At 47.0% G+C, this 26,376-nt stretch carries 12 protein-coding genes; 7 read left to right on the top strand and 5 right to left on the bottom strand.

All coding sequences use genetic code 11. The features are described 5' to 3' along the window. The first annotated feature begins 25 nt into the window (after window positions 1-25). Both AB4323_RS11135 and AB4323_RS11130 read left to right on the top strand, forming a co-directional pair. Entirely contained in the window at window positions 26-1,375 is a 1,350-nt protein-coding gene (locus AB4323_RS11135) for a sigma-54 dependent transcriptional regulator (protein WP_102429104.1), read from the top strand. A 78-nt stretch (window positions 1,376-1,453) separates the two neighbouring features. After that, window positions 1,454-1,627, top strand: a complete 174-nt coding sequence (locus tag AB4323_RS11130) for a hypothetical protein (protein ID WP_017060624.1) — start codon at window positions 1,454-1,456, stop codon at window positions 1,625-1,627. A gap of 54 nt (window positions 1,628-1,681) precedes the next feature. Here the strand turns inward: AB4323_RS11130 and AB4323_RS11125 are convergent, their stop codons facing one another. The 3 genes from AB4323_RS11125 to AB4323_RS11115 all read right to left on the bottom strand — a co-directional run bounded on the left by AB4323_RS11125 (window position 1,682) and on the right by AB4323_RS11115 (window position 4,861). Beyond that, window positions 1,682-3,043 (bottom strand): TRAP transporter large permease, encoded by a 1,362-nt coding sequence (locus AB4323_RS11125; RefSeq protein ID WP_017060625.1) that lies wholly within the window; start codon window positions 3,041-3,043, stop codon window positions 1,682-1,684. A 2-nt stretch (window positions 3,044-3,045) separates the two neighbouring features. Beyond that, entirely contained in the window at window positions 3,046-3,801 is a 756-nt protein-coding gene (locus AB4323_RS11120; RefSeq protein WP_048607896.1) for a TRAP transporter small permease, read from the bottom strand. Window positions 3,802-3,865: 64 nt separating this feature from the next. Beyond that, on the bottom strand, window positions 3,866-4,861 hold the full coding sequence (locus AB4323_RS11115; RefSeq protein ID WP_016788636.1) for a TRAP transporter substrate-binding protein: 996 nt from the start codon (window positions 4,859-4,861) through the stop codon (window positions 3,866-3,868). Between the two features lie 346 nt (window positions 4,862-5,207). Between AB4323_RS11115 and AB4323_RS11110 the strand changes: the two genes are divergently transcribed. Then, entirely contained in the window at window positions 5,208-5,615 is a 408-nt protein-coding gene (locus AB4323_RS11110; protein ID WP_004736070.1) for a thioesterase family protein, read from the top strand. 75 nt (window positions 5,616-5,690) lie between these two features. Here AB4323_RS11110 and AB4323_RS11105 read toward each other — a convergent pair whose 3' ends face one another. Beyond that, window positions 5,691-6,503, bottom strand: a complete 813-nt coding sequence (locus AB4323_RS11105; RefSeq protein WP_017060627.1) for a 4'-phosphopantetheinyl transferase superfamily protein — start codon at window positions 6,501-6,503, stop codon at window positions 5,691-5,693. A gap of 721 nt (window positions 6,504-7,224) precedes the next feature. Here AB4323_RS11105 and AB4323_RS11100 point away from each other — a divergent pair. Genes AB4323_RS11100 through pfaD form a run of 4 tightly spaced genes read left to right on the top strand, consistent with a single transcriptional unit; the run spans window position 7,225 to window position 24,643 of the window. After that, window positions 7,225-15,096 carry a phosphopantetheine-binding protein gene (locus tag AB4323_RS11100; protein ID WP_372152477.1) on the top strand — a complete coding sequence of 2,624 codons (7,872 nt, stop codon included), beginning with the start codon at window positions 7,225-7,227 and terminating at the stop codon, window positions 15,094-15,096. After that, the gene (locus AB4323_RS11095; protein ID WP_372152475.1) at window positions 15,096-17,144 is read left to right on the top strand and encodes a PfaB family protein; all 2,049 of its coding nucleotides are present in this window, start codon (window positions 15,096-15,098) and stop codon (window positions 17,142-17,144) included. Before AB4323_RS11100 ends, AB4323_RS11095 begins: the two co-directional genes overlap by 1 nt. Beyond that, window positions 17,141-22,975, top strand: coding sequence for a beta-ketoacyl synthase N-terminal-like domain-containing protein (locus AB4323_RS11090; protein ID WP_372152473.1), 5,835 nt, complete (start codon window positions 17,141-17,143; stop codon window positions 22,973-22,975). Before AB4323_RS11095 ends, AB4323_RS11090 begins: the two co-directional genes overlap by 4 nt. 30 nt (window positions 22,976-23,005) lie before the next feature. Beyond that, entirely contained in the window at window positions 23,006-24,643 is a 1,638-nt protein-coding gene (pfaD, locus tag AB4323_RS11085; protein WP_017071724.1) for an eicosapentaenoate synthase subunit PfaD, read from the top strand. Between the two features lie 113 nt (window positions 24,644-24,756). Here pfaD and hflX read toward each other — a convergent pair whose 3' ends face one another. Next, complete coding sequence (gene hflX / locus AB4323_RS11080; protein WP_017071725.1) at window positions 24,757-26,124, bottom strand: GTPase HflX; 1,368 nt, start codon at window positions 26,122-26,124, stop codon at window positions 24,757-24,759. Window positions 26,125-26,376: the final 252 nt, after the last annotated feature.

The raw sequence follows: 26,376 nt of genomic DNA, 5'->3' as shown, positions 1-26,376 counted from the left end.
AATACAAAGAAGTAAAGGAATCACTATGTGTCACGTCTATTTCATTGATGATGAATCCGACCTAAGAATGGCGATAGAACAGAGCTTCGAGCTCGCCAACATTGATGCCGAATTCTTTCCCGACGCGGAGTCTGCTCTGCTCGCGATTCAAGAAAACGGCTTACCTCACGTGATCATCACTGATATCTGTTTACCGGGTCTATCCGGGCATGATCTGCTCAACACCGTAATGCACAAAGACAAAGAGATCCCTGTGATCATGATTACTGGTCACGGCGATATTTCAATGGCCGTTCAAGCCATCCAATACGGCGCCTATGACTTCATTGAAAAACCTTTCGCTAATGAACGCCTAGTCGAAACCACTAAGCGAGCGATAGAAAAACGTCAGCTCACCCTCGAGAACCTTGAGTTAAAACGTTCACTTAAAGCCAGCCAAGCACTTGGCCCAAGGATCATTGGTGACACGCAATCAATGACGGAGCTGCGGTCTATCATCACTCACGTTGCCGATACCAATGCCGACATATTGCTATTTGGCGAAACAGGCACTGGCAAAGAATTAGTTGCACGCTCTCTGCATGAACAAAGCAGCAGGCGAGAACAAAACTTCGTCGCAGTCAACTGCGGCGCAGTACCTGAAAATCTGATTGAGAGTGAACTGTATGGCCATGAGAAAGGGGCATTCACTGGCGCAGAAAGCAAACGTGTCGGTAAATTTGAATTTGCTCAGGGCGGAACTCTATTCTTAGATGAAATTGAGTCCATGCCAATGCAGGCACAAATTCGCCTGTTGCGCGTCTTGCAAGAACGCGTCATCGAAAGGGTTGGGTCTAATGGTTTAGTCCCTCTAGACATTCGAGTGATTGCGGCAACTAAAGTCGACCTAAAGAAAGCCGCTGAAGAAGGCACTTTCCGCCAAGACCTCTATTATCGACTCAATGTTGTGACCTTAGATTTACCGCCGTTAAGAAGCCGACAAGAAGATATCCCAGCACTCTTCCACCACTTCCTACTGGTCGCTGCGGCGCGTTATGGCAAGACTGCCCCTGCCCTTCCACAAAAGGAGCTGCACGCACTTTTGGCTCATGATTGGCCGGGAAATGTTCGAGAATTACGTAATACTGCAGAGCGTTTTGTACTTTTAGGTAAGCTTTCTCACTTATCAGACAGCGCCACTGAAACTACTCAAGAACTGTCTTTGGCAGAATTGGTATCTGACTTTGAAAAAAATACGTTGAAGCAGGCACTTATTGAATGCAATGGCAGTATAAAAGAGACCATGGAGAGGCTGCAATTACCGAGGAAAACCCTCTACGATAAGATGCAAAAGCACCAGCTAACGAAAGAATCTTATAAGGTAGAACCAAACTAAATTAGATTTGGGAGCAAGATCACCTATACTTATTTCGACAACAGGATGTTATGCAATAAATATAATAAGGAAGTGGTTATGGGTGAGAAAACAAAAGTGCCATCGATTACCGATACTTTCGAGATAGATGGTATTTTTTATGCTGACAATCATGTCGATCTACACACGCCAGAATTAGAGGCAAAACGCGCTTTGTATGAGCAGATAAAGCCTCATTCAAATCGTGGCAGAAATATAGATGAGGAGGTCTAGCGACCTCCTCATTTTTTATGGATTAAATTCCATGTCAGTGAATGACTCAAATAGCTACTTGGTTATGATCTCTGGTCCCATCAAGGTGGTTGGTAACCATGTTGATACCCAAGGTACGTAAGTGACGATAATCAGGAATAAGAACATCACCCCAACCCACGGCAATGCGGCTTTTACCACGTTCATCATCGACATCTTCGCGACACCTGCGGTCACAAACAAATTGAGCCCGACAGGCGGCGTTATCATCCCTATCTCCATGTTCACCACCATCATGATACCTAGGTGAATTGGGTCGATACCGAGCGCAATTGCAATTGGGAATACCAAAGGAGCAACGATGATCAGCAAGCCTGATGGCTCCATGAACTGCCCACCAATCAAGAGTAAAACGTTTACTACAATCAAAAAGGTGATCGGACCCAAGCCCGCAGATAGCATAGACTCAGTGATCATTTGAGGAATGCGTTCTTCGGTCAGTACATGCTTAAGAATCAGAGCATTGGCAATGATAAACAGCAGCATGATCGTCAGCTTGCCTGCATCGTAAAGTGTGTCTTTGGTGTCTTTATGGAAAAACGTTTGGAACACCTTAACCAAAGCAGGCTTTGTATTGTTCTTGTCAGCGAAAGGCCCCATATCTTTATAGATAAAGTTGGCAATGAAGAAGGCATACACCGCAGCCACTGCCGCCGCTTCTGTCGGAGTAAAGATGCCGCCGTAGATACCACCTAGAATGATGACAATCAGCAGCAAGCCCCAGCTCGCATCTTTCGCAGCTGCGAACATCTCGCCCCAGCCCACAAATGGCTGTGCCGGAATCTTCTTAATACGTGCTGCGATGTAGATAGCAATCATCAACATCACACCCGCCAGCAAACCAGGAATAACGCCACCTAAGAACATACGACCTACCGATACATCGGTCGCAGCCGCGTAAACCACCATCACGATGGACGGCGGAATCAAGATACCCAAAGTACCCGCGTTACAGATAACCCCTGCCGCGAACTCTTTTGAGTAACCGTTTTTGATCATACCTGCGATAACGATACTACCGATCGCCACTACCGTTGCAGGAGATGAACCAGAAAGGGCTGCGAACATCATACATGCCACAACCGACGCCATCGCCAAGCCGCCGCGGAACCAACCTACCATCGCGATAGCAAAACGGATAATACGTTTCGCCACGCCACCAGTAGACATGAAGCTAGAGGCCAAAATAAAGAAAGGAATCGCTAAGAGTGTGTAGTGGCCTGCAAATGCATTAAACAGCGTTTGTGCGACTGAAGCTAATGACGCATCTGAGTGCATCAATAAGAATATTACGCTCGATAAACCGAGGGAAATTGCAATTGGTACACCGACCAACATGAAAGCAATTACCATTAAAAATAGAAATAACATTGCCATGATTAGTCTTCCTTACCGTTAGATTTTGTACTCGACTCATTCGCTTTGTTCTGCGGAGTCGAATTCAATACCGCTGTCGCATCTTCGTCAGAGCCCGCTAGCACGTCTGCTTTCAACGCATCCAGCTCTTCTTCGGCTTCGTGTCCTGCAATCATGCGGTCAAGCTTGCCTGTTACGACTTGGTAAGCAACTTGAGCAAAACGGAACGTTAGCATTGCCATACCAATCGGCAGCGCCATATAAGGAATAAAACGTGGCAGTTTCTCGTATCGCTCGCCTTCATTCAGCCAGTCAGCAAGAAACTGAAGCATCTCTGGCATTGGAATATCGTCGGTCTCGTACCATGCGCGATCGGTCGCGAATGGGTACCAATAATTCCAAGAACCGATAAGAAGTAAGATTGAAAATGCTAGGCAGCTTGTCACGGCGATGAGCGCATACACTTTGCGTAGCTTTTCTGGGGCAAGGTTGATGATCACATCAACACCAATGTGGAAGTGTTTTTTAACGCCATAAGATGCGCCCACTAACACCATCCAAGCAAACATGAACACGGTCAGTTCCAGTGCCCATAAGATGTTGTCATTGAATGCGTATCGAAATACCACGTTGGCAAAAGTAAGTAGCGTCATTGCGCCAAGGAAAAATGCGATTAGTGACTCTTCAATCACATCCGTAACTCTTCCGACTTTGGAAAAAAGAGAGGTTTCCAGTGCTGATTCGCTAGAATTTGGTTGTTCCATTTGAGGCTTTTCCATAATTGACTCCGCTTATAATTGTTTTAATAAGGAGTGACGAATACTCGCCACTCCCTTAGCGGTGTTATTGGTTTGAAGCTAACGCTGCATCGATAAGGTCTGAACCGATGTCTTTTTCAAACTTCTTCCATACTGGTTGAAGTGCAGCTACCCATGCTTCACGCTGTTCAGGCGTAAGTGTACGAACCTCACCACCCGCTTCGATGATGTTGTTTTTGTTCGCTAGGTTAACTTTTGAAGATTCTGCGTTACGCGTCTCAGACACTTCTTGAACGATAGTGCCAAGCTGTGTGCGTACATCTTCAGGTAGGTCTTTCCAGAAGTCGTTTGACGTTACAACTAGGTAATCCAAGATACCGTGATTAGTTTCGGTCACGCCGTCTTGTACTTCAAAGAACTTCTTACCGTAGATGTTTGACCATGTGTTCTCTTGACCATCGATAACTTTAGTTTGCAAGCCACCGTACACTTCTTTGAAAGACATCTTCTGTGGGTTAGCGCCTAGTTGTTCAAACTGAGCCACCAATACATCCGATGCTTGAACACGGAATTTCAAACCTTTTGCATCTTCAGGGCTGATAAGAGGTTTGTTCGCCGACATCTGTTTCATGCCATTGTGCCAAAACGCAAGACCTTGCAGGCCACGACGCTTCATCGCGTTCTTCAGCTTTTCACCAGATTCTGAGTTTTGGAAACGGTCAACGGCTTCTACGTCTTCAAATAGGAAAGGAAGGTCAAAAATGCGGTATTTCTTAGTGAACTTCTCAAATTTTGACAGCGATGGCGCCGCCATTTGAACATCACCATTTAACAGGGCTTCCAGTACCTTATTATCATCGTAAAGTGTTGAGTTAGGGAAAACTTGCATACAAGCTTTTCCATTCATTTCTGTGTTTACTCGCTCTTCCAGTAAAGAAGCGGCGATGCCTTTCGGGTGCTTATCGGTATTGGTTACATGACTGAATTTAATCACGATTTCACCAGGGTCACAGTTTGCAGCAGCATTAAAACTTGTGAGCGCCAGAGCAGATACAGACAGCAGGGTAAGAGGCTTAAACATTATTATTCTCCTTAGTAAACAAAGCAGCCCTTCAATGGGAACTGCGTGCTTTCACTAAAGCAATTAGCGCGCCATATTGACACAATTCATCAACAAGCCTTTAACCGCAAGGCTTCATCAGATCTGCCTGCAGTTGTCGCTAACTCGCTACAAAAATTAATGGGTGGAAAATGACACATAGAATATTTGTAAATGGGTGGGAGTTGACCAAAGCATCAGTGATAAATGAGGTCTGACCAAAAGCCCCTTTCACGATGATGCCTTGAAGTAATTTCAACCTATCCTGTAGAGTGCTGCACAACTTAGTCAGATTTACTGATCCACTACTTACCAAGAGTTGCTACCCATGAGTCAGATCTACCATCACCCAGTACAGATTTACTACGAAGATACCGATCACTCAGGTGTGGTTTATCACCCTAACTTTCTTAAATACTTTGAGCGTGCGCGCGAGCATGTGTTGGGCAGCGATAAACTGGCAGAGTTGTGGAATGAACATGGACTGGGGTTTGCGGTGTATAAAGCCAATATGACCTTTCAAGACGGCGTTGAGTTCGCAGAGATCTGCGATATCCGAACCTCTTTTGAGCTCGATGGCAAATACAAAACCTTATGGCGACAAGAGGTATGGCGTAAAGATGCAACCAAACCTGCCGTGATTGGTGATATCGAGATGGTTTGCCTAGATAAAGACAAACAACTTCAGCCTGTACCCGCAGAAGTATTAAAAGCGATGCTTGGCGAAACGAGTTAGCCAATATTACGAATGGCTGAGAGCGAGCCGTGTTCAAGATTAGAAGCTAAAGGTTCTAGTGTAACGAACGTAAACTCAGCCAAGTAGCTTCGATTTGGGGAAGCACTTAATCTCTAATTGCATAGGAAGCGTTGCACCACCAAGCGTCACGGCAAATCGAAACTGGTTATCCAGCCTTCCTAAACTGCATTGCCAATCTGTTGAAGTATTGTCATTTTCAGCAGCATCCAACCCTACACCGTTATGGACAATGATTCCTCCATGTAACTCTGGTCGTAAACCCGACGAATGAACTGGCAGCGTTTGTTGAGTTAGATTGGAAAAATCGAACGAAAAACTTTTCAATGATGTGGCCAACCCCTTACCTGTCGCTTTGATGTACGACTCTTTCAGTGCCCACAAATCAAAAAAACGTTCTCTTTGAGATACCTCATCCAGCTCGAGTAAATCGTTAATCTCAAATTCCGAAAAGTAATGCTTCATGATCGCCGCGATGTTGGTCGAACTTCTTGCATGTTCTATATCCACCCCAAGCTGTAGTGGTTGCCCTTTCGTTCGGCAGACAGCAATCAGTAAATGATCTTGACTGTGGCTAATATTGAAATTCAGTCCGGTTTTGTGTTGCTGCTCTGCAATCAAGCTTGGTTTGCCTTTTTCACCATACTCAAATCGCCACTCTTCAGCCGTCAAATCAGAGTAGATCGACAGAACCTCTCGTAAGTAGTTACGAACATAGAGCGCTTGGATCTGAGATGAAGGCATTCGATAACGCTCAACCTTAGCGACTTCATCGTCGGTCAGTTTCTGTTTAAGGCACGACACATGATCAGTACCTTCATCCAAATTGCTTAGAGAACAAAGCCACAAATCAACGACTGGTGTTTCCATCTTTTGAGCACTCACTTCTTAAAAATCACTATTCATAAAGCCATCAATAAAACATCAAAACGAACAAATTTAACTCACCTATATTTTGAGAGAAACATAGAGAATTTGGGCAGGAAACACCCTTCATATGCGGACTTAAAACTAATTTTTCAAATAATAACAAATTAAAACACAGATCACACTTAGCCTTACGGAACAGGCATCTATTAAATGTTACTTACAAAAATCTGACATAGATCTCACCAAGTCAAAAAATAGAGCATAAACACTAAAAAACCACTCATATCCATTAATTATCAATAAGTTAATTGCATTAAAAATACAAAAAATAAAAGTTCAGTAAAATCATCTGGTCTGAACAGATCATAGTGGCCTCTGGGAGCATTGTATCGGCCACTCACCTCGGGTAGCCTGCTCAACCATTAAACAAATTCACACGTTTTTATTGCGGATACCTGCTTTGCATAAAGCAGTACTTTGGACAGGATTTAAATGGACATTAACCTCACATTCGAATACCCCCTTCACGCATTAAACACGTTCTCAACGTCTGCAAGTCAATGAACTTCGCACCCCCTATTTCAGTCAGGTGGCCAACTTTCGGCAGCCTTACTCTTCAGCTGCGTTTGCCCAAATCTGTTTCAGATTTATTTTCGATTCAATTAAAAGCGCAGCCTCAAAACACGACATCGCCCTCAGTGATTTCAAGTGGAGACTCATAATGAGCCAACCCGAAAAAAATACACCGGAATCAGTCGACGACACTCGACTTAATAAACGTCTTAAAGACATGCCTATTGCTATCGTTGGTATGGCAAGCATGTTTGCGAACTCTCGCTACCTAAACAAATTCTGGGATTTGATCAGCGAAAAGATCGATGCAATTACCGAAGTGCCTGATACACACTGGCGCCCAGAAGATTACTACGATTCAGATCGTACTACGCCAGACAAATCTTACTGTAAGCGCGGTGGCTTCATCCCAGAAGTTGACTTCAACCCTATGGAATTCGGCCTTCCGCCAAATATCCTAGAACTGACTGATACGTCACAGCTGCTATCTCTGATCGTGGCAAAAGAAGTACTTGAAGATGCGAAACTTCCTGAAGGTTACGATCGCGATAAGATCGGTATTACACTCGGTGTAGGCGGTGGTCAGAAGATCGCTCAAAGCTTGAATGCTCGTCTTCAATACCCTGTTTTGAAAAAAGTCTTCAAGAGCAGTGGCATCAACGACGAAGACAGCGAAATGCTGATCAAAAAATTCCAAGACCAATACATCCACTGGGAAGAGAACTCATTCCCTGGTTCATTAGGTAACGTAATTTCAGGTCGTATTGCTAACCGCTTTGACCTTGGTGGCATCAACTGTGTAGTAGATGCTGCGTGTGCAGGTTCTCTAGCCGCAATGCGCATGGCACTGAGCGAGCTGGTTGAAGGCCGCAGTGAAATGATGATCACTGGTGGTGTGTGTACTGATAACTCACCAACCATGTACATGAGCTTCTCTAAAACCCCAGCATTCACTACAAACGAAACCATTCAACCTTTCGACATCGATTCAAAAGGCATGATGATTGGTGAAGGCATCGGCATGGTTGCTCTTAAGCGCCTTGAAGATGCTGAACGTGACGGCGACAGAATCTACTCAGTGATTAAAGGTGTCGGTTCTTCTTCGGATGGTAAGTTCAAGAGTATTTACGCGCCTCGCCCTGAAGGACAAGCAAAAGCACTCAAACGTGCTTATGATGATGCAGGTTTCGCACCGCACACGCTTGGCCTACTAGAAGCGCACGGCACAGGTACTGCAGCAGGCGATGTTGCTGAATTTGGTGGCTTAAACTCGGTATTCAGTGAGAACAATGAAGAGAAGCAACACATTGCGTTAGGCTCTGTGAAATCTCAAATTGGTCACACTAAATCAACCGCGGGTACTGCAGGTTTAATCAAAGCTGCCTTAGCACTGCACCACAAAGTACTGCCGCCAACGATTAACGTATCGGCTCCGAATCCTAAACTGGATATCGAAAACTCGCCGTTCTACCTAAACACACAAACGCGCCCTTGGATGAAACGTGTCGACGGCACACCACGCCGTGCAGGTATCAGCTCATTCGGTTTTGGTGGCACTAACTTCCACGTGGTATTGGAAGAGTACACACCAGAGCACACTCGCGGTGACAAATACCGTCAACGCCAAGTGCCGCAAACTCTGTTATTCAGCGCAGAATCTCGTCAAGCACTGATCAATGAACTTAAACAGGTTTCAACTCAAACTGCAGATGCAGCGTTCAAACTGGAAGCGCTTGCTGAGCAACACGCTCTACGCGAAGTTGACGCTAAGCACGCTCGTCTTGGTTTAGTTGTAACTGACCAAGCAGACCTTCAAGCGCAACTGACTCAAGCGATTCCTATGCTTGAGAGCCAAACCAAAGCACATTGGCAGATGCCAAACGGTACTAGCTACCGTGAGTCAGCACTGATTGCTGAAAACGGCACTAGTAAAGTAGCAGCGCTATTTGCAGGTCAAGGTTCGCAATATCTCAACATGGGTCGCGAGCTTGCTTGTCATTACCCAGAGATGCGCCAACAGCTTGCTCAAGCTGACCAAGTATTTGGTCAGCACAAGAAGACGGCTCTGTCCCAAATTCTATTCCCCATTCCAACCTTCACACCAGAAGCAACCAAAGCTCAAGAAGCGGTGTTAACCAACACGGCCAATGCGCAAAGTGCAATTGGTACTGTGTCTATGGGTCAGTTCGACATCATGACTCAAGCTGGCTTCAAAGCAGACATGGTTGCAGGCCACAGCTTTGGTGAACTAAGCGCACTATGTGCTTCGGGTGTTATCTCGCAAGACGATTACTACCAACTAGCTTTCGCTCGTGGCGATGCGATGGCGGCGACACCTGAACAAGGCGACAGCGGTACTATGTTTGCGGTCATTCTAGACGCAGACAAACTTCCAGCCGTTGAAAGCTGCATCAGCCAATTCGAAGGCGTGAGCATTGCCAACTACAACGCTCCGACTCAATTGGTTATTGCTGGTCCAACAGCAACCGTTCAGCAGGCAGCCCAAGCGCTAACTGAGCAAGGCTTCAAAGCAATTGCTCTGCCAGTATCTGGTGCTTTCCACACCCCGCTTGTTGCTCATGCTCAAAAGCCATTTGCAGCTGCAATTGATAAAGCTGCATTTAGCGCTCCAACGCTGCCGCTTTACTCAAACGCAACGGGCAAACTGCACAGCAAAGACGCTAAAGCGATTAAGAAAGCATTCAAACAACACATGCTGCAATCGGTTCGTTTCAGCGAGCAAATTGAAGCGATGTATGAAGCAGGCGCGCGCGTATTCGTTGAGTTCGGTCCGAAAAACATTCTTCAAAAGCTGGTTGAGAAAACACTGGCTGATAAGAACGAAGAACTTTACGCAATCAGCATCAACCCAAGCCCTAAAGGAGACAGTGACCAACAGCTTCGTTTAGCTGCGGTTCAACTGTGCGTGACAGGTGTTTCATTAGACAACATTGACCCTTACCAAGCTGACATTGCTGAACCTGCAAAGGCATCACCAATGAACATTAAGCTGAATGCAACCAACTACATCAGCCCTGCTACTCGTAAGAAAATGGATCAATCACTGGCTTCGGGCAACGTCACCGAAAAAACTGAGATTGTTGAAGTGAAAGTTGAAGTCGAGAAAATCGTGGAAAAAGAAGTGATCAAAACAGAAATCGTTGAAGTACATGTGCCTGCTCCTCAAGCTTCAAATGTTCAACAGTCAGCTGCTCCAGCACCAAGTGCACAAGTAGTAACAGCAGCTCAGCAGCCTCAAGTGGCGCAACCTGCACCAGCGACTATTCAACCAACAGCTTCAGTAACGGTTGATGAGTCTTCACTGCAATCATTCTTCAATGCTCAACAACAAGCAGCAGAAGTACATCAGCAGTTCCTTGCGATTCCTCAGCAATACGGTGACACGTTCAATACCCTAATGTCTGAGCAAGCGAAAATGGCAACAGTAGGCGTAGCAATTCCTGAGAATCTACAGCGTTCTATGGAGATGTTCCACCAGCACCAAGCTGAAACGCTAAAAGCGCACGCTCATTACCTAGAGATGCAAGCGCACAGCAACAACTCAGCACTTAACATGTTGACACAAGGTTCTGTCGAAACAGTACAACCAACCTTCGTTGCGTCTGTAAATGCTCAGCCAGCGATTCAAGCTCCAGCTACTCAAACTACTCCAGCAGCTATCGTCCAACAGCCTGTAGCTCAAGTACAAGCGACTCCTGTACAGGCTCAGTCTGTTCAAGCAGCACCAGTTCAAAATGCGGTAGCTCAGCAAGCTCCAGTCCAGAAAGCCGTTCCTGCACCACAAGTAGTCGCTCAAGCAGCAGCACCTGTTGCAGCTCAGCCTGTGCCAGTAAAAGCACAACCAGCTCCTGTGGCTGCACCAGTAGCAGTACAAACAGCCGATGCTGAAAAAGTGATGCTAGAAGTGGTCGCTGAGAAAACGGGTTACCCAACGGAAATGCTTGATCTAGAAATGGACATGGAAGCAGACCTTGGTATCGACTCAATCAAGCGTGTAGAGATCCTTGGTACCGTTCAAGACGAAATGCCGAACCTACCTGAGCTGAACCCTGAAGATCTAGCTGAGTGTCGTACTCTTGGTGAAATCGTCGAGTACATGAACAGTAAAAGCATGAACAGCAAGATGCCAGCATCAGCGCCTGTGGCAGCACAACCAAGCGCAACCGCTCCTGTTCAAGCCGCTAACGGTCTTGATGCGAAAGTCGTTCAACAAACCACGCTAGAAGTGGTTGCTGAGAAGACAGGTTACCCAACGGAAATGCTTGATCTAGAAATGGATATGGAAGCTGACCTTGGTATCGATTCAATCAAGCGTGTTGAGATTCTTGGTACGGTTCAAGATGAACTGCCTACTCTTCCAGAGCTAAACCCTGAAGACTTGGCTGAGTGTCGTACTCTTGGCGAAATCGTTGACTACATGAACAGCAAGCTTCCAGCTTCTGCTCCAGTGTCTTCACAAGTACCAGTAGTTACTCCGGCAACAGCTAGCAATGGTTTAGATGCGGCTGTCGTTCAAAAAACCATGTTAGAAGTAGTCGCAGAGAAAACGGGCTACCCGACTGAAATGCTAGACCTAGCAATGGACATGGAAGCTGACCTTGGTATCGACTCAATCAAGCGTGTTGAAATCCTAGGTACGGTACAAGACGAACTACCGACTCTTCCAGAGCTAAAACCTGAAGACTTAGCTGAATGTCGCACTCTAGGCGAAATTGTTGACTACATGAACAGTAAGCTTCCAGCTTCTGCTCCAGTAGCAGCTCAAGCATCTGCACCAGCGCAAGCAGTATCAAACGGTTTAAACGCAGAACAAGTTCAAAGCACAATGCTGAGCGTAGTAGCGGATAAAACTGGCTACCCAACAGAAATGCTCGACCTAGCAATGGACATGGAAGCAGACCTTGGCATCGACTCAATCAAACGTGTTGAGATCCTTGGAACAGTTCAAGATCAACTACCAACATTGCCAGAGCTAAACCCTGAAGACCTAGCTGAGTGTCGTACTCTGGGTGAAATTGTAGACTACATGAACAGCAAGCTAGCTCCGAATTCGGAAGCAGCGACAGTAGCTCCTGCTCCAGAAGCCGCTGTAGAAAGCACGAGCAACGACCTAAACCCTGCTCACGTTCAATCAACTATGATGGAAGTGGTTGCCGACAAAACAGGCTACCCAGCAGAAATGCTCGACCTAGCGATGGACATGGAAGCTGACCTTGGTATCGATTCGATTAAACGCGTTGAGATCTTGGGTACGGTTCAAGACCAGCTACCAACGCTGCCAGAGCTAAACCCTGAAGACTTAGCTGAGTGTCGTACTCTTGGTGAAATCGTTACCTACATGCAAAGCAAGCTATCCGTTGCTGCACCTGTAGCGACTGCTAAAGCTGAATCAGTAACGCCTATCGCAGAAACAGCGACAGCGGAACTTCCTCCACACAATGAGGTAGCGCTAAAAAAGCTACCAGCGGCAGATAAACTCGTCGATTGTTTCTCAAAAGACGCTTGTGTCGTGATCACAGATGATGGTCACAACGCCGGTGTTCTAGCAGAAAAGTTGACCGCTAACGGCATTCAAGTTGCTGTAGTGCGTAGTGCTCTTTCTGCCGCGTCACCTTTAAACAGTGAAATCGCAAGCTACACACTCAACAGCGTCGATGATGCTGGTGTGACTGCAGTTATTAACGACATCGAAGCAGACCTTAAAACCTCGAACAAAGTGATTGCTGGCTTCATTCACCTACAAGCTATCGTTGATGCTAAACAAAGCAACGAGCAAGCGGTTAACTTGAATGCAGACTCAAGAGCTTCACTGACGACAGCGTTCTTATTCGCCAAGCACCTAAATGGCCAACTGAATGCCGTTTCTGGTCGTAGCGTGTTCTTCACACTAAGCCGTATCGATGGTGGCTTTGGTTACCTAGATACTAAGCAATTAGCGAATGCAGAACTTAACCAAGCGGCTCTATCTGGTCTAACTAAGACACTGAGCCATGAATGGTCAAACGTATTCTGCCGTGCATTGGATGCTGACGCTTCTATTGATGCTCGTCACCTAGCTGAAGCTATCACAGGTGAACTGTTCGATATCGATACCAACACGGTTGAAATCGGCCTTAGCCATACGGAAAACGGTGAATCTGGTCGTGCAACACTGATTGCGACAACACCAGGCGCTGCACAAACTAAAAACACAGGCGCTCAACTCACCAAGAGCGACAAAGTTCTCGTGACGGGTGGCGCTAAAGGCGTGACGTTTGAATGTGCACTGACGCTTGCTAAGCAATGTAAATCTCATTTCGTTCTTGCAGGTCGTAGTAAGCATATTACTTCAGTTGAGCTACCTCAGTGGGCACAAGGTAAGCAAGAGAAAGAGCTAAAACCAGCGGCTATCGCTCACCTACAAGCAACAGGTGACAAACCAACGCCGAAGAAAGTAGATGCCTTGCTAAAACCTGTATTGAGCAGCCTTGAAATCAACGCAGCACTTGCCGCTTTCAATGAGATCGGCGCGAGCGCTGAATACCTAAGCCTAGATGTATCGAACCATGAGTCAGTAGCAAAAACACTGGCAAACTTCGAAGGCATCACAGGTCTTATCCACGGTGCAGGTGTACTGGCTGACAAGCATATTCAAGACAAAACGCTTGATGAACTGAACATGGTTTACGGCACCAAAGTGAGCGGACTAGAAGCGGTTCTTGGTGGTCTTGATAGCAGCAAGCTAAAACTGATTGCGATGTTCTCTTCGGCGGCGGGTTTCTACGGAAACACAGGCCAAAGCGATTACTCAATGTCCAACGAGATCCTGAACAAAGCGGCTCTACAGCTGTCTGCTCGTAACCCTCAAGCGAAAGTGATGAGCTTCAACTGGGGACCGTGGGACGGTGGCATGGTCAACGCAGCACTGAAACGTATGTTTACAGAGCGCGGTGTGTACGTAATTCCTCTTCAGGCGGGTGCAGAGCTATTTAGTTCTCAACTACTGAACGAAACTGGCATTCAACTGCTGGTTGGTACGAGCATGCAAGGTTCTGACAACAAGGAAGCTGCTGTAAAAAAGCTTAATGCGGAGTCTGTGCACCTTGCAGAGAGTCCGCTGAATACAAGCATTACTGTGACACGTCATCTTGATCCAAAGGCATTGCCTTTCATTCAAGATCACTGCATTGCCGGTAACCCAGTGTTACCGACAGTGTGTGCCATCCAATGGATGCGTGAAGTCGCAGAGCAACTGTTAGGGGTGAACGTTAGCGTTCACAACTACAAACTGCTGAAAGGTGTGATTTTTGATACTGATGAAGTGAAAGAGCTGAAACTGGTTCTTTCCTCTGATGCTAAATCAAAAGATCAGCTAAAAGCAGTAATCAGCTGCCAAGGACGACCACAGTATCAAGCTCAGTTGCAAGTTGCCTCTGTGCAAATGTCTGAAGATGTTCAACAAGCGTCGACAAAACGCTTTGAAGCCAGCACTTCAGCACCTGTAACAACGGCACAAGCTCTATACAGTGACGGCACTCTGTTTCATGGACCAAGATTGCAAGGTATTACCTCAGTTGAGCGCTTTGACGACTTAGGCTTATTGGCTCAGTGCCAGTTGCCTCAGATTGAAAACAGCGACTGCGGATCATTTATTCCTAAGCAAGGCTTTGGCGATAGCCAACCATTTGCTGAAGATTATCTGTTGCAAGCCATGTTGGTATGGGCTCGATTGAAATACGGCGCGGCAAGCCTACCGTCTGCAATCGGTGAGTTTGTGTGTTACGCACCGATGCACAATGGTGACCAAGGTTGGCTAGAACTGAGCGTGATAAAAAGCACGACTCGTTCACTGCAAGCTGATATCTCGCTTTACCACCAAGATGGTCGTTTAAGCGCAGTAATGAAAGGTGCCAAAGTCACCATCAGCAAGAGCTTAAATGACGCATTTTTGCCAAAATCTAGCTCAGCAGTGCCGAAGAAAGAAGCGACTAAGAACCCAGAAAAGGAGCAATTGTCATAGTGACTGTTCCTACTAATAAAGCGATGCCATTGCGCATCGCTCTTTTAGCTCAGCCAGCAAACGCGGCTGAGCTTTCTGCCGACTTATTTCCCTCGTTCCCAGAGATGATGACTGTTGTGGTTGATGGCAATTTTAATCAAGCACTTGCTCACGCCATCGAGACAGTCAATCAAGGTAATGTCGTTAAGCTCTGTTTGGATCATCACTCACCATCATTGTTGATGTTAAGTGCGCTGAATGCTGCTCAGAATAAGATTCACCCACACGCGAATTTGGCGAGCTTTGTAGATACAGCTACCGGAAATAGCATTCAGCTAGCTCTGGATATTGCACGCCGCCCCGCTTCAGATTTAAGTCATCAACAGCAACACTCTGACTTATCGGCTTCGCAGCAGTTTGATGAATTGTTGAATATAGTTAATGCGATATCGAGCCGTTCATTACCGAGCCATTCATTACCTAACCATTACTGGTTCACTGAGCCAAACAAAGCACGTGTTGCTGCGTTAACTTTCAGTGACGATAGCCCAAAAGCCACCAGCCTGATATTGACTCAAGCGACCGGTTTGCACGAGCCAAAGCCATTGCTATCCAGCGAGAGTTTGATGTTTGTGGTTTCTGGCTGCGAGCAAACTGAATTGGTTTCTCAGTTGGCCTCACTAAGAGCTGAGCTTAAATGCGTTAGTGATTCGGCAGACAGAGAACTTGCTATCGCCAGCTTGATGTATTCAAACCTAAGTCATTTCCAAAGCGCTCAACACAATGCTGACTGTGGTGCGAATATCGTGATTCAGGCGGCTTCAATCGATGCTGCACTGCAAGAGATCACAGCGCTAGAAAATGCGTTGCCAAAAATAATGGCTGACAATAGCCAATATAAGACTCCAGCAGGCAGTTGTTTCTCACCAAAGCCTCAAAGCAAAGGTGGCGTTGCATTTGTTTACCCTGGTGTTGGCACGGTTTATCCCGGTATGTTGCGCGATTTTCACCACCATTTCCCACAGTTATTTGCTCGTTTAGAACGTGAGGGTAACTTGAAAGAGATGCTGCAGGCAGAGAAAACCTACGCTGAAGATTCGCAAGAAATGTCGCTTAGTGAATTGGCAATTGCCGGTGTAGGCAGTAGTTACCTGTTAACACAACTGCTATGTGATGAATTCAAAGTGCAGCCAGATTTCGCTTTGGGTTACTCCAAGGGTGAGGCTTCCATGTGGGCCAGCTTAAATGTTTGGAAAAACCCACATGCGCTGATTGAGATGACTCAAACTAGCCCTATTTTCACCACGGCAATTTCTGGCGAACTCACTGCAGTGCGTCAAGATTGGCAGCTGAACGGCGACGAAAGCATCCAATGGAACAGCTTTGTGGTTCGCAGTGATGCGCAAGCGATTGAGGCTCTGTTACCAGAGTTTCCACGCGCTTATCTCGCTATCATCCAAGGTGACACTTGCGTACTGGCAGGTTGTGAAAGCACATGTCGTGCATTGCTCAAAAAACTGGGTAAACGTGGCATTGCCGCGAATCGTGTTACCGCAATGCACACCACACCAGCATTGAGTCAGCATAGCCAAGTGCGTGAGTTTTACACTCAACCACTGTTCGACGAGTTGCCAAAGCATATCCGCTTTATCAGCGCAGCAGGTCTACCGACTGGCGCACCAATCAATATAGACAGCGACAGCATCGCCCTTTCGATTGCCGACACTTTCTGTTCGACGCTGGATTTCACCGCGTTGATCCAAAGTGCACGTCAACAAGGTGCGCGTCTGTTTGTCGAAGTGGGTGCCGATCGTCAAACCAGCACATTGATCGACAAGATCAATCGTAGCGACAACGTAGCAGACCAATACTGCACAATCGCTTCCAATGCCAAAGGCGGTGACGATGTTGTCACGCTCATCAAATGCATTGGTCAGCTCATTACTCATCAAATCCCATTGTCTGTCGAGCCTCTTATCCAAGGGCTAGAACAACAGATCACCGCCGCTAAGCAATTAAGTGGTGTGTCTCAAGGCAGCGCAGTGAATCATCAAGGAGAGCTAGTATGAGTTCTCAATCGAAACCATCTCAATATAAATATCAGGCTCAGAATAAGCAGCAAGTGAAGTGCAATAAGATCGCGATTGTCGGTATTGCTAACCAATACCCAGAAGCTGATACGCCAAAAGACTTTTGGCAAAACTTGCTGGATAAAAAAGATTCTCGAACCACATTAAGCGCTGAAAAATTAGGTGCTGAACCTGAAAGCTATCAGGGCGTGCAAGGTGAGTCAGACCGCTTTTACTGTGATAAAGGCGGCTACATCGAAAACTTCAATTTCGACAGCAATGGCTACCGCTTGACAGCAGAATCATTCAACGGTGTTGACCAAAGTTTCCTATGGGCTTTGGATACCAGTCGTAAGGCGTTAGTTGACGCCGGCATTGATTTAAATGCCGATGTTTTAGAGCGTACAGGCGTGATCATGGGTGCCCTTTCGTTCCCAACCACACGCTCGAACGACCTGTTTCTGCCGATGTATCACTCGGTCGTCGAAAAGGCACTACAAGCTAAATTGGCTAATGACCAGTTTTCACTGCTACCAACCAATGAAACCGCGCAAGACCTTAATCCGATCAATGGTGCTGCAGCACACAACGCCTCGAAGTTAGTGGCTGATGCGCTAGGTTTAGGCAACGTGCAACTTAGCCTAGATGCGGCATGTGCAAGCTCAGTGTATTCATTGAAGTTAGCGTGTGATTACTTGAACACGGGCAAAGCCGACATGATGTTGGCAGGCGCGGTATCCGGTGCTGACCCATTCTTTATCAACATGGGTTTCTCCATCTTCCACGCTTACCCTGACCACGGTGTTTCGGTTCCGTTTGATAGCAATAGTAAAGGTCTATTTGCTGGCGAAGGTGCCGGTGTTTTAGTCCTAAAACGTTTGGCTGATGCAGAGCGTGATGGCGACAACATCTACGCAGTCGTCAGTGGAATCGGCTTGTCGAACGATGGCCGTGGTCAGTTCGTATTAAGCCCAAATAGCAAAGGACAAGTCCAAGCCTTTGAACGCGCTTACGAAGCTTCTAACCTAACACCAGACAGCATCGAAGTAATTGAGTGTCACGCAACCGGCACACCGTTAGGTGACAAGGTTGAGCTAACCTCAATGGAACGTTTCTTTGCTGACAAACTGAATGGTTCTAACCCGCCATTGATTGGCTCTGCGAAGTCCAACCTCGGTCACTTACTGACTGCGGCGGGTATGCCGGGGATCATGAAGATGATTTTTGCGATGAAAGAAGGTGTTCTTCCGCCAAGTATTAATTTGGACAAGCCGCTATCGTCGCCAGAAGGTTTATTTGGCTCACAGACGCTACCAACGCAAGTTCAACCTTGGCCAAGTAAAGCGGGCAACTCAGAGCGCTGTTCGGGTGTTTCTGTATTTGGTTTCGGTGGTTGTAACGCACACTTACTGCTTGAAGCGTACTCAGATAAGAGTCATGTAAACCAGACTCTAGAGTCGGCATCTCCAAGCCTACAGCCGTCTAATTTAAGCATTACTGGCCTAGCGTCTCACTTCGGTTCTCTGCAAAGCATCAACGCGCTGAGCACTGCGATTGAAACCAACAACGATGCTTTCATTGCTTTGCCTAAGAAGCGCTGGAAAGGTTTAGACCAACATCCAGAACTGCTGAATCAGTTTGGTTTACACGGCATTCCAAACGGGGCTTACATCGATCAATTCGACCTCGATTTCCTACGCTTCAAAGTACCGCCGAATGAAGATGACCGTTTGATCTCTCAGCAGTTGCTACTGATGAAAGTTGCAGACGAAGCGATCAAAGATGCCAAGCTTGTGGCAGGCCAAAAGGTTGCAGTACTGGTAGCGATGGAAACTGAGCTTGAGATGCACCAATTCCGTGGACGCGTAAACCTGCATAGCCAATTGGCTGACAGCTTTGCCAACATGGGTATTGAGCTAACACAAGACGAATACCAATCGCTAGAAACCATCGCGATGGACAGTGTGATGGACGCAGCCAAACTGAACCAATACACCAGTTTCATCGGCAATATCATGGCTTCGCGCATCTCTTCATTATGGGACTTTAATGGCCCTGCCTTTACGATTTCAGCCGCTGAACAGTCAGTTGCTCGTTGTGTCGATGTCGCGCAAAACCTGATGTCGCAAGAATCCATGGATGCAGTCGTGATTGCAGCCGTCGACCTAAGCGGCAGTGCGGAACATGTGATTCTGAAGAACAGCGTGAGCCCAGTGTCGCTTGATCCAAAATTCGGACAACCGCAAGACGGCAGTTGGAATGTGGGCGAAGGCGCAGGTGCAATTGTTCTTGTGGAAGAAGGTCGAGTAGCGAGCAACCAAGACACAGCTTACGGCAGCATTAATGCATTGGCCTTTGGTTCAAGCGAGCGTAGCAACGCCGTTGCTGATGAGTTACTGACTCAAGCAGGCATCGGCTCGAACGATGTATCTCTGCTTGAGCTTAACCATGCACCAGAGTCTTCATCACACGAGCTTGTATCTCTCAATCTAGGTGTAACCAAGACCACTCAAGCAAGTCTACGTGTTGGTCACTGCTCTGCAGCTTCTGGCATGGCAAGCCTGCTACACGGTCTCCTCAACCTGAACCTTGAGTCTCTGAATCCAAATATCAGCTCTAAGAGCGCGATTGTTGCCAACATCAGCGAAGGACAATGTTCACAGCTGCTACTAAGCCAGTCGAGTGTTGAATCTCAGTCACTTTCCGTTCGTTTAAGCAATGAACTGGCGAGCGATGCTAAACGTCAATTGGTTAAGCAAGTGACTCTTGGTGGTCGCGATATCTATCAACATATTGCCCAAACCCCAGTGACTAACTTGGCAACGATTCAGCAGAAAGCTTCTGGCAAACGAGCAGCAAAAGTGGCGTCGATTCCAACGACAGCAAACATCAAAGCAGCCCTTGCGCAAAAAGAGTTAGAGAAGAAGGCATTAGCGCAGAACGCGGTAGAGCCAGTCATCGAAACTCCTACATCAGTATCCCCTACTCTGGCGCCAACTCGCCACAGTCAGCTAACAGGTAACCACAGCAATATGACTCATGTCCTATCCGCTAAAAATGGCGTATCAAATATCGACGCTAATACGGATGCAGCATCACAGCCGTCTGTAACACCACACAACCAAGCTTTTGCTCAAAATCAGCAAGCAGCTCAACAGGTACACAAAGCATTCCTGCACACTCGTGCCCAAGGCATGCAGATGGCTGATGCGCTATTAAAAGCACAGTTAAACGCACTTGCGACACCAGCACCAGTAAAACCTATCCGTAAACCATGTATCTGGGATTACGATGATCTGGTTGAATACGCTGAAGGCGACATCGCCAATGTATTTGGCCCTGACTACGCGATCATCGATAGCTACTCGCGCCGCGTTCGCCTACCAACCACAGACTACCTATTGGTATCTCGTGTAACCAAGCTCAACGCGACAGTGAATGAGTACAAGCCAAGCACTATGACCACAGAGTACGACATCCCAGTTGATGCGCCGTATCTTGTTGATGGTCAAATCCCTTGGGCAGTGGCGGTAGAATCAGGTCAGTGTGACCTCATGCTGATCAGCTACTTAGGCATTGATTTCGAAAACAAAGGCGAACGTGTTTATCGCCTGCTTGATTGTACGCTGACCTTCCTTGGCGACTTGCCTCGTGGTGGCGATACGCTGCGTTACGACATCTCAATCAACAGCTTTGCTCGCAATGGCGACACGCTACTGTTCTTCTTCTCGTACGAATGTTTCGTTGGCGACAAGATGATCCTGAAAATGGATAACGGTTGTGCAGGCTTCTTCACTGACGAAGAGCTGGCTGACGGCAAAGGTGTTATTCACACTGAAGATGAAATCAAGGCTCGTAAGCTTGCAACTAAGCAACGCTTCGACCCTATGTTGCACTGCCCTAAAACCCAGTTTAACCACCAAGAATTACGTCATCTACTGACTGCTAACATTGCAGAGTGTTTTGGCCCAACTCACCAATCTAATCGCCACCAGCCTTCTTTGTGCTTCAGCTCAGAGAAGTTCATGATGATCGAAAAGGTTAGCCGTGTTGAACCGCAAGGCGGCACGTGGGGACTTGGTCTGATTGAAGGTCACAAGCAGCTAGAGCCTGAGCACTGGTACTTCCCTTGTCACTTCAAAGATGACTCAGTAATGGCTGGTTCTTTGATGGCAGAAGGTTGTGGTCAACTGCTTCAGTTCTTCATGATGCACCTTGGCATGCACACGCTTGTTCAAAATGGGCGTTTCCAACCGCTTGAAAATGCCCCTCAACAAGTACGCTGTCGTGGTCAAGTTCTACCACAATCGGCAGAACTGACTTACCGCATGGAAGTGACTGAGATTGGTCTAAGCCCTCGTCCATACGCGAAAGCCAACATCGATATCTTGCTCAACGGCAAAGTGATTGTTGATTTCCAAAACTTAGGTGTGATGATCAAAGAAGACGACGAATGTACTCGTTACCTGCCCTCTTTAGAAACAGCTGTCGCGACCCCTGTTATCGAAAACTTGGACAATGAAAGCTTGGGCCATACGCCAGCAGTGAACCAACAAGCTTCAGCCAATGCGCCATTGATGGCTCAAATTGAAGACCTAGAAACTGCACCAAACAAAGGTGTGATTCCACTTCAACACGTTGAAGCGCCGGTTACGCCAGATTACCCAAATCGCACACCCGATACGGTTCCGTTCACGCCTTACCACATGTTCGAATTCGCAACGGGCGATATCGAGAAATGTTTCGGCCCTGACTTCTCAATCTACCGTGGAATGATCCCACCACGTACTCCGTGTGGCGATCTACAGCTAACCACTCGTGTCGTAGAGATTGATGGCAAGCGTGGCGACTTCAAGAAGCCTTCATCGTGTATCGCAGAATACGAAGTGCCAGAAAATGCATGGTACTTTGATGAGAACAGCCACCACACATTGATGCCTTATTCGGTATTGATGGAGATTTCACTGCAGCCAAACGGCTTCATCTCTGGCTACATGGGCACCACTCTGGGCTTCCCAGGTGAAGAACTGTTTTTCCGTAACCTAGACGGCAGCGGCAAAATGCTGCGTAACGTCGACTTGCGTGGCAAAACGATCACCAACGATTCTCGCCTGCTTTCAACCGTAATGATGGGTACAAACATCGTACAGAGCTTTAGCTTCGAACTGAGCACTGACGGCGTGCCATTCTACGAAGGTACAGCGGTATTTGGTTACTTCAAAGGCGCAGCACTGAAAGACCAACTGGGTTTGGACAACGGTAAGGTGACTCATCCTTGGCACGTTGATAACAACCGCACGCCGGATGTAAACATCAACCTGCTAGACAAAACGACGCGTTACTTCAATGCACCTGTCTCGTCTACTGGTGAAGTACAAGAGCACTACAAATTGGCCGGCGGTCGTTTGAACTTTATAGATACCGTGCAGATCACTAGCGATGGTGGTAAAGACGGTCTTGGTTACCTATACGCTGAGCGTACGATTGACCCAAGTGATTGGTTCTTCCAATTCCACTTCCATCAAGATCCTGTAATGCCAGGTTCTCTAGGTGTCGAAGCGATCATCGAGCTGATGCAAACCTATGCGCTAAACAAAGATCTTGGCGCTGACTTCCGCAATCCAAAGTTCGGTCAAATCCAATCTGAAGTGAAATGGAAATACCGTGGTCAGATTAACCCTCTGAACAAACAGATGTCTCTCGATGTACATATCACAGCGGTTAAAGACGAAGACGGCAAACGCACCATCGTTGGTGACGCAAACCTGAGCAAAGATGGTCTGCGTATTTACGAAGTGAAAGACATCGCCATTTGTATCGAAGAAGCATAAGCCTGACACGGAACTAGGAAAGAAATAATTATGACAACTCAAACTACTATCAATAACGAAAAGCTATCTCCGTGGCCTTGGCAGATTGAAGAGAAAACAACTCATTTTGATAGCGCGGCAATGTCGACAATCTTGAAAGATTTAAGCCTTGCTTGTTACGTAGTGAGCCACCCAGAAAAAGGCTTAGGCGTCAGCCAACAAGCTGAAATTACATCGGGTGATTCAGCAAGTGCAGCGAACAGCCAACCTGTTAGCGCATTTGCTCCTGCACTCGGTACACAAAGCTTGGGCGACGAAGAGTTTCGTCGCTGTCATGGCGTAAAATACGCGTACTACGCAGGCGCAATGGCCAACGGCATCTCATCTGAAGAGCTTGTAATTGCGCTTGGTCAGGCAGGCATTCTTTGTTCATTTGGCGCGGCAGGCTTAATCCCGTCTCGCGTTGAGCAAGCGATCAACCGTATTCAAGCAGCGCTACCAAACGGCCCTTACGCGTTTAACCTGATTCACAGCCCAAGTGAACCTGCACTAGAGCGCGGCAGTGTAGAGCTGTTTTTGAAGCACAAAGTGAAAACGGTTGAGGCTTCAGCCTTCTTAGGTTTAACACCGCAAATTGTTCACTATCGTGCTGCTGGTCTAAGCCGTGATGCAAAAGGCGAAATCCAGATTGGCAACAAAGTCATCGCAAAAGTGAGCCGTACTGAAGTCGCAAGCAAGTTCATGCAGCCTGCTCCTGTGAAAATGCTGCAAGCTTTGGTTGATGAAGGTCGAATCACAGCAGAACAGATGGAGCTAGCACAGTTGGTTCCAATGGCGGATGACATTACTGCAGAAGCGGATTCTGGTGGTCACACCGATAACCGCCCTCTAGTTACCCTGTTACCAACGATTCTTGCGTTGAAAGAACAGATCCAAGCTCAGTACCAATTCAAAACACCGCTGCGTGTTGGTTGTGGTGGTGGCGTCGGCACGCCTGACGCAGCTCTAGCAACGTTTAACATGGGCGCGGCATACATTGTTACTGGTTCTATTAACCAAGCCTGTGTTGAAGCTGGCGCGAGCGAACACACACGTAAGCTGCTTTCGACAACTGAAATGGCTGACGTGACTATGGCTCCGGCAGCAGACATGTTCGAAATGGGCGTGAAGCTGCAAGTGGTTAAGCGCGGTACCTTGTTCCCAATGCGTGCAAACAAGCTTTACGAGATCTACACACGCTACGACTCCATTGAAGCGATTCCAGTTGAAGAACGTCAAAAGCTAGAGAAGCAGGTATTCCGTTCAACATTGGATGACATCTGGGCAGGTACTGTTGCTCACTTTAACGAGCGCGACCCTAAACAGATCGAACGCGCTGAAGGCAACCCGAAGCGTAAAATGGCGTTGATTTTCCGCTGGTACTTGGGGCTTTCTAGCCGCTGGTCAAACACGGGCGAACAAGGTCGTGAAATGGATTATCAAGTATGGGCTGGCCCTGCACTTGGCGCATTCAACGCGTGGGCAAAAGACAGCTACCTAGATGATTACCAGCAGCGTAATGCGGTCGACCTTGCTAAGCACCTGATGCACGGTGCGGCTTACTTAGCACGTGTTAACCTGCTGACTTCGCAAGGCATCAAGCTTGATCCAGAACTAGCACGATGGAAGCCAACTCAAAGAATGGCGTAAATGACCTAAATGGACTGGTTGACGAGTAACTAATTACTCAGCGACAGGAAACAAAAAAGCGACCTTAACGGGTCGCTTTTCTTTTGGTTGTTCTTGCCAGGCTCGCTACAAAATTAAGACTTCTGCATACGCTTTTTCAAGCGCGCTAAATCAATTGCACTTGAGCGTACAGTAAGCTTGATGCATTCGTAGTCGTACTCTTCTTTTACCACACTCATGTTTGAGCGAATCTCACCAATGATGCCTTGTCCAGAATAAGGAATCGTGATCTCTTCTTCGATCATGCCTTGTTCAGCCACACCCACAATGTACTTGTGTAGTTTGGTGATATCGAGCGGGTCACGAGTCGAGGTCAGCATTGCATCTGGGAATTCTTCAATCAGCTCTAACTGTTCTTCTTCGCTCAATCTATCGCACTTGTTCAGTACCAATAGTTTTTCGCTGCCTTCAACGCCCACTTGCGCTAATACTTCGTGTACCACATCAAGCTGTGCGCGGAATGAAACATCAGAAGCATCAACCACATAAAGCAGTAATGAAGCATCATGCGCTTCTGCTAGTGTTGAGTGGAATGAAGCAACCAGATCGTGTGGCAGTTTCTTGATGAAACCCACCGTATCTGACACTAAGATACGCGGCTGAGTGATCGGCTGAAGTGCACGAACCGTGGTATCTAAGGTCGCGAATAGCTTATCTTCACCGCTCACTTCGGTTGCGGTCATAGCGCGCATCATCGAAGATTTACCCGCGTTGGTGTAGCCAACCAGAGCAACAGTGAAAAGCTCCGAACGCTGAGTGCGTCGGTTCTTCATTTCGTCTTGTACGCTAACCAGCTCACGCTTAAGTGCAGCAATTTGGTCACGTACTTTACGGCGGTCTAGCTCTAGTGAAGTTTCACCTGCACCCTGACCCATTTGACGCTCTTTATCACCGTCGGCCGTCTCACGCAGTCGAGGCACTAGGTAGTTTAGTCGAGCGATTTCAACTTGCAGACGTGCGGTACGAGTACGAGCATGACGGCTGAAGATCTCAATGATGATACCAGTACGGTCAAACACCTCGACACCCAAGTGAGCTTCTACATTACGCAGTTGAGATGGGCTCAAATCACAGTCGAATACCACTACGTCAGCAGTACCAAACTCCACGTCTTCAGATGGAAGATCATCAAAATCTAACTCATCGATACCAGCACGAAAATCAAAAGACTCATCGATAAAATCTTCATCTTCGGCTTCTTCAATCGAACCTTGGTAACCGGTTAAGTGTGCAATTTCTGCAAGCTTACCTGCGCCCAACACGTTTTGTCGTTGTGTTGAACTGTGGTGCTGTGATTGTGTACCGACCACTTTAAACCCTAGGGTTGTTACTAAGCGAGCAAGTTCGGCAAGAGACTCTTTTGCTTCGTCACCTTTGAAGTCCGGTGTCGTAATAGAAATAAGTAAAGCGTTACTAGCTGAGGGTTTTGCTGTTAGTTTCATGTATTCTTCTGTTTATGCACTAATGTGCAACCTAGTATTTGGTCTAAAGTAGCGCGATCCTACGCTGTTCTCGGTCAGCTTTATAGAGCTAACGGAGGCTAATTAGCGATATTATTGCAGTTAATCCATTTATCTCGTTTATCCCTCTGTTTTCGTGAGGAAATAAAACAGGCTAAAACACAAAAAAGACAGCATCACGTTACTTATTAGTAATTAGTGATACTGCCTTTGCTTAAGCTTAGACTCTCATTG

The organism is Vibrio sp. 10N.261.52.C11 (assembly GCF_041471405.1).
GTDB classification, from domain to species: domain Bacteria; phylum Pseudomonadota; class Gammaproteobacteria; order Enterobacterales; family Vibrionaceae; genus Vibrio; species Vibrio crassostreae_C.
Note: the sequence above shows the minus strand (reverse complement) of the source record. Positions and strands in the feature narration are given on the sequence as shown.

Excerpts from the sequence above, each read along its gene's own strand:
- AB4323_RS11135 (WP_102429104.1), top strand. The coding sequence starts at position 26 with ATGTGTCACGTCTATTTCATTGATGATGAATCCGACCTAAGAATGGCG.
- AB4323_RS11130 (WP_017060624.1), top strand. The coding sequence starts at position 1,454 with ATGGGTGAGAAAACAAAAGTGCCATCGATTACCGATACTTTCGAGATA.
- AB4323_RS11125 (WP_017060625.1), bottom strand. The coding sequence starts at position 3,043 with ATGGCAATGTTATTTCTATTTTTAATGGTAATTGCTTTCATGTTGGTC.
- AB4323_RS11120 (WP_048607896.1), bottom strand. The coding sequence starts at position 3,801 with ATGGAAAAGCCTCAAATGGAACAACCAAATTCTAGCGAATCAGCACTG.
- AB4323_RS11115 (WP_016788636.1), bottom strand. The coding sequence starts at position 4,861 with ATGTTTAAGCCTCTTACCCTGCTGTCTGTATCTGCTCTGGCGCTCACA.
- AB4323_RS11110 (WP_004736070.1), top strand. The coding sequence starts at position 5,208 with ATGAGTCAGATCTACCATCACCCAGTACAGATTTACTACGAAGATACC.
- AB4323_RS11105 (WP_017060627.1), bottom strand. The coding sequence starts at position 6,503 with ATGGAAACACCAGTCGTTGATTTGTGGCTTTGTTCTCTAAGCAATTTG.
- AB4323_RS11100 (WP_372152477.1), top strand. The coding sequence starts at position 7,225 with ATGAGCCAACCCGAAAAAAATACACCGGAATCAGTCGACGACACTCGA.
- AB4323_RS11090 (WP_372152473.1), top strand. The coding sequence starts at position 17,141 with ATGAGTTCTCAATCGAAACCATCTCAATATAAATATCAGGCTCAGAAT.
- pfaD (WP_017071724.1), top strand. The coding sequence starts at position 23,006 with ATGACAACTCAAACTACTATCAATAACGAAAAGCTATCTCCGTGGCCT.
- hflX (WP_017071725.1), bottom strand. The coding sequence starts at position 26,124 with ATGAAACTAACAGCAAAACCCTCAGCTAGTAACGCTTTACTTATTTCT.